At 70.2% G+C, this 4649-nt stretch carries 8 protein-coding genes; 2 read left to right on the forward strand and 6 right to left on the reverse strand.

What is annotated here, in order from left to right:
- Positions 1 to 242: 242 nt before the first annotated feature.
- From E2C05_RS28875 to E2C05_RS34415, 4 genes are all read right to left on the reverse strand, one after another.
- Positions 243 to 716 carry a hypothetical protein gene (locus E2C05_RS28875; protein WP_133223081.1) on the reverse strand — a complete coding sequence of 158 codons (474 nt, stop codon included), beginning with the start codon at positions 714 to 716 and terminating at the stop codon, positions 243 to 245.
- A gap of 65 nt (positions 717 to 781) precedes the next feature.
- On the reverse strand, positions 782 to 1231 hold the full coding sequence (locus tag E2C05_RS28880) for a DUF2283 domain-containing protein (protein ID WP_133223082.1): 450 nt from the start codon (positions 1229 to 1231) through the stop codon (positions 782 to 784).
- A complete protein-coding gene (locus E2C05_RS28885; protein ID WP_240046938.1) occupies positions 1228 to 1929 on the reverse strand; it encodes a recombinase family protein in 702 nt (233 codons plus the stop codon). Before E2C05_RS28885 ends, E2C05_RS28880 begins: the two co-directional genes overlap by 4 nt.
- A gap of 660 nt (positions 1930 to 2589) precedes the next feature.
- Complete coding sequence (locus E2C05_RS34415) at positions 2590 to 2916, reverse strand: hypothetical protein (protein WP_133223084.1); 327 nt, start codon at positions 2914 to 2916, stop codon at positions 2590 to 2592.
- A gap of 212 nt (positions 2917 to 3128) precedes the next feature.
- Here E2C05_RS34415 and E2C05_RS33540 point away from each other — a divergent pair, with 212 nt between their 5' ends.
- Together E2C05_RS33540 and E2C05_RS35280 are read left to right on the forward strand one after the other, a co-directional pair.
- Positions 3129 to 3287, forward strand: coding sequence for a hypothetical protein (locus E2C05_RS33540; RefSeq protein ID WP_158292442.1), 159 nt, complete (start codon positions 3129 to 3131; stop codon positions 3285 to 3287).
- On the forward strand, positions 3284 to 3415 hold the full coding sequence (locus E2C05_RS35280) for a hypothetical protein (protein ID WP_274607361.1): 132 nt from the start codon (positions 3284 to 3286) through the stop codon (positions 3413 to 3415). The genes E2C05_RS33540 and E2C05_RS35280 overlap by 4 nt, the downstream gene beginning before the upstream one ends.
- Before the next feature lie 271 nt (positions 3416 to 3686).
- Here E2C05_RS35280 and E2C05_RS28895 read toward each other — a convergent pair whose 3' ends face one another.
- The gene (locus E2C05_RS28895) at positions 3687 to 3947 is read right to left on the reverse strand and encodes a hypothetical protein (protein WP_133223085.1); all 261 of its coding nucleotides are present in this window, start codon (positions 3945 to 3947) and stop codon (positions 3687 to 3689) included.
- 116 nt (positions 3948 to 4063) lie between these two features.
- Positions 4064 to 4513 carry a hypothetical protein gene (locus E2C05_RS28900; protein ID WP_133223086.1) on the reverse strand — a complete coding sequence of 150 codons (450 nt, stop codon included), beginning with the start codon at positions 4511 to 4513 and terminating at the stop codon, positions 4064 to 4066.
- Positions 4514 to 4649 lie beyond the last annotated feature (136 nt).

Genomic DNA, 4649 nt, shown 5'->3' on the forward strand with positions numbered 1-4649 from the left:
TCGCCGCCAACGTGCTGAACCGCATGCTCGAGCTTGGGCGGCCGGAATACGTCCGCATCGCATGATCCCATATGCGGGCAGGGATCTATGCGTTCACGCCGCTGACCCATGCAACACGATGCCTGCACGCCCATCTCTGCCGTCTTAGCCCCCTGCCGCGTTTGCCGCGCGGCGGGGGGTTTCTAATTCTGCCCTCTGGTCAGACCCCGGCCGCGCACCGGCCGGAGTCCCGGGGGAAGTGGTCACGGACAAATCCTGCCCTGGCTGTACGCCGGGCGCCACTGCTCCAGCTTAACCTCCACCTGCGTTTCCACTGGCTCCGGCCGCAGGCGGCGCAGCATCGCCAGGGTCCGCCGGCGCAGGACGCGGTGCCGGGCCAGGACCTTCCCCAGGTCGCGCTGGGCGCGGGTCAGGGCGGCCCGGGCCACCGGGTCCGCAGCGTCCAGGCGCAGGCGCAATTCCGCGACGGCTAGTCGGTAACAGGCTTTGTCCGCTGCGGACGTGGCAGCCCGCGGAGCGGGCGGCAGGCTGGGGCGGGTGCGCCGAGTCTGTGCCGGCGCCTCGGCCATGGCCCGCAACCGGCGCAGCAGGCGGTCCGCAGCGGCGACGGACCAGGGACCAGCCCCGGGCGGTGGGGGGATACCGCGCGCCTTCAGCGTCTCCGCGATGACCCGCAGCGTGGCCTTGCCGCCGGCCTCGGCTTGGATGTCCGCCACCACCGGCCGCAGCGCCAGCGCGTGCGCCCAAATGCGCCGGTGTGCGCCACGCGGTCGGGCCGGCATCACAGGACCGCGCCGTCTGGGGGTTCCTCGATGCCCAGCGCGCTCATGATCTGCCAGCCGTCCAGCGCCTTGCCGCGCGCCATTGCCCATTCCATCAGCGCCACCGCCACCGGTTCGTCCTCCGGGCCGAGACCCAGCACGTGCGGCAACTGGCCTGGAAACGTCTTGCTGTAGCGGTCCAGGACCGCGTCCAGCGGCCCGATGTCGTAGAGCTGGAGGTGTGACGCCTTGGCCGGCGGGGTCCTGCCCGTGTCCAGCAGGGCGCGCACGCCCAGGATTTCCACGCCCACCACTCGGTTGTGCTGGTCGTAGTCCACCGTCAGCCCCGGCGCGATTTCCACACTGTCTGCGGGCTGCGCGCCGGCTGGCGCGAAGTAGATGCCGATCGCGTCCGCGTCTGGGTCATAGGTAGCCCGTGGATCCGGGAAGGGGCGGGGCGGCCGGGTCATGCCGCGACCTCCAGCCGACGCAGCAGCCGGTCCACCGCGGACCGGTGCCACGGACCGCGGCCGGACGGCGATGGCAGGCCGCGCGCGTTCAGCGCGTCCGCGATCGCCGCCAGGGACTGGCACCCAGCGGCCCGGATTTCCCGGATCACCGGGCCCAAGTCCATGGCCCGGTCCTGTGCCTGGGCCGCCCGGGCCGCGGACGCCATGCGCGCCTGCTCCGGGCTGCCGGCCTGCAGGCGCGGGTTGCCCAGCTTTACCCCGCGGGCCTTGGCCGCTGCCAGCGCCGCCTTGGTCCGCTGGGATGTCAGGCCGGCTTCCAATTCGGCTACCGCGGCCATCTGGGTCAGCAGGAACTTTCCTACCGGCCCGGGCGGGATCGCGGGCAGGTCACAGAACACCACCCCAGCCTCCCCAGTCCCCTCCACGACCCGCAGCAGGAAGCCGGCGGACCGGGCCAGCCGGTCCACCTTGGCCACCAGCAACGCGGCCCGGTGCCGGCGACAGGCCATCAGCGCGGCGGCAAGCTGGGGGCGGTCATCCCGCCGGCCGCTCTCCACTTCCACGAACTCCGCCAGGACAGTCCCGCCGGCGATGGCGGCGACATGCCGCGCGATGGCTTCGCGCTGGGCCTCCAGCCCCAGGCCGGACGCGCCCTGGCGCTGGGTACTGACCCGGAGGTAAGCAACGAAGCGGGTCACGCGTCGCCGCCCCTTTCGACTTGCTCCACCTCGACACTGAAACCTTCCATGGTCGTGAGTAAGGTTCCGCACTTGGCACAATAAGCCGCTTGCGGCGTGTTGTGTGACCTCGCTGGCCCATCCCAAGCCCTGCTGATTATCTGATTGAGAGTGCCGCATTCCTTGCACCACCGGCGCTCTACTCTCTGTTGCCCCACCACCGCGCCCTCGTTGTCCCGGTGCCATTCCACCGTTTGACGGAATGGGACATACCATAGCGGGCTTGTTGCGCATAGCGAATACCTTTGCGCTCCCCGGCGCGGCCCGTATCGTGACTACCGAAACCACGATGTACCCCCATGATGTGAGGAGCGCGGCAGGGGCTACGCCCCCCACGCGTAGGGGGCACATGTGGGGCAAATGAGGGGCGCCGGGGCACGGATGGGGGATGTGGAAGCCCGCTGGCTGACCTACCGCGAACTGGCCGATGAACTCGGCGTCTCCCCCCGTGCTGCCGAGGCGCGGGCCCGGCGCCATGTCCGCATGGGGCAGTGGCGGCATCGGATCGGCAACGAAGTTCCCAAGGTTGCCCGCGTTCTGGTACCGGCTGCCGACCTCGCTGCCATGCGGGAGGGCACAGTAGGGAGCACGGCAGCGGACACGCGAGGGGGTGTAGGCCCCCTACCGGATGGGGCACGCGAGAGGGACACCGCGATGCTCTTGGCGGCGCTGCGCCGGGCTGAGGACCGCGCCGACCAGGAAGCGAAAGAGGCCAGCCAGCAGCGCGAACGGGCGATCCGGGCCGAGGGCGAAGCTGCCGGCTTGCGGGCCAGCTTTGAGCAGATTCTTGAACAGACGGACCGCGCCCAAGCCCGGGCTGAAGCCCTCGCTGGTGCACTGGCTCTTGAGCGACAGCAGAGGGAGGCAGCAGAGGCCCAAGCGATCGCGGACCGGGCAGCGCGCCAAGCGGCCGAAGCCGCTCGGGACGCGGCTGTAGAAGTCGCTCAACAGAACGAAGAGCGGGCGCAGGCGGCAGCGGCAGCGGCTGTGACTGCCCGGGATGCGGCAACGATTGCACAGGCTCGGGTGACCGTGGCGGAGGCGATGCGGCTGGTAGCCGAACAAGCGCGGGACGCCGCCCGGGCTGACTTGGCGGCGCTGACAACTGGCCGGCGGCTCGGACGGGCATGGCGGGCGCTAGTTGGCCGACAGGACGAGCCGTGAAGGTCGCAGTTGCTGCGGTCGCCGTGCTGGCCCTGGGGCTGGCCATGATGACCGTGGCCACCCCGTCGCTTCCGCCTTGGGTACGGTGGTCGTTGCTGCTGCTGTCGGCCGTCGCCAGCACCATGGCGACGCTTCGCTTCAAGGGGCTGCTGTGAGCGTCGAACAGTGGGCAGCGCTGACGCTGGCGTCTGTTGGCGTGATTTTCGCGTTGCAGCGGGATAGGGCGTTGCAGCTGATCGCCTGGGGCATGATCACCGCGGCAGTGGCCCTGGCCCTGATATGACTGAAGCGGAAGCGCGGCCCCTGTTGTTTCAGCACCGCCGGCTATGACCGCAGTGCAATTGTGGGCCATCGTGCTGCGATGGCGGACAGGCGGAGGCCGCCCTGGCCGAGCAGGAGACAGCTTTTTGTAACCAACGCGACGACACTCAAGCCGATAGTGGTGGCCGGCTTATTGTCATGATGGCGCGCCCGTTCGCGCTCACGAGGAAAGGTTGACCCGACGGATGTGGCGGCCTCGGCAAGACAGCCGCGATGGCGGTCATGGCCGGTGCTCATCGGCGGCCCTCGTCCCAGCGCGCGAGGTCGGCGGCATCCATGGCGAGTTCCGGGGAGCGGCGGGCGGCGCTGGCACGCAGCCACTTGCGAAAGACATGCGGTCCGTGCGCCTGGCCGAACCAGGCCAGGGTGTGGCGCTTGGTGATCCGCTGGATGCCCTCGCGGGTCAGCGGCCCCTTCATCCCCATCCAGAGACGGTTGGAGGTGCCGGCTCGGGGGAACCGGGGCCGCGCCTGCTCCAGATAGTCGGTCAGCATGGCGGACGCCTCGGCATCGCCCGGGTAGTCCAGCCAGCGGTCATTCTTGGTGTGCTCGCCGGGGAACCGGATATGTCAGGTGCCGTCCGGGCGCGGCTCGAGATGCCGGTCTATGGTCATCGGCACGATGCGCCGGTGCGCGGCGCGCGGGTGAGCAGCAGCGCCAGCAGCGCCGCATCCCGCAGCGCCTGCCGTTTGCCGGGCCCCTCCGGTGCCGCGAGACCGTCGCGGTGCAGCCGCCTGACGTGGATCATCACCTCGGCGACGTCGCGCACGACGAAGGGCTTGGGCCGACCCGGAATGGCCCGCTTGAGCGGCCGGTTGCCAGGTCGGGCAATGAAAATCCAACTCCGGCCTGGGGCCAGCAGGCGAAGCATGGCGCTGAGGTTGCGCAGCATCTGCCGCCGGGTGGTTGGCGCCAGGCCGCGCGCCTTGTTCTCCCGCCGCCACGCGGCCACCCGCTCCGGCGTAGCCCGGTCGGTTGGACCCTCCGCCTGGCAGAGGGCATCGGTCCGGGCGAGGAAGTCGAGGAACTGGCCGTAGGTTTGGGTGTCATCGTGTTGCATGGGTCAGCGGCGTGAACGCATAGATCCCTGCCCGCGTATGGGATCATGCGATGCGGACGTATTCCGGCCGCCCAAGCTCGAGCATTCGGTTCAGCACGTTGGCGGCGATGGCCACCTCGGTCGCCTGGCGCCCGTC

The sequence above is a fragment of the Paracraurococcus ruber genome, assembly GCF_004353985.1.
Lineage (GTDB): Bacteria > Pseudomonadota > Alphaproteobacteria > Acetobacterales > Acetobacteraceae > Paracraurococcus > Paracraurococcus ruber.

Bases quoted from the DNA above. Each gene is read 5' to 3' on its own strand.
- E2C05_RS28880 (WP_133223082.1), bottom strand. From the start codon at position 1,231: ATGACCCGGCCGCCCCGCCCCTTCCCGGATCCACGGGCTACCTATGAC.
- E2C05_RS28895 (WP_133223085.1), bottom strand. From the start codon at position 3,947: ATGCTGACCGACTATCTGGAGCAGGCGCGGCCCCGGTTCCCCCGAGCC.
- E2C05_RS28900 (WP_133223086.1), bottom strand. From the start codon at position 4,513: ATGCAACACGATGACACCCAAACCTACGGCCAGTTCCTCGACTTCCTC.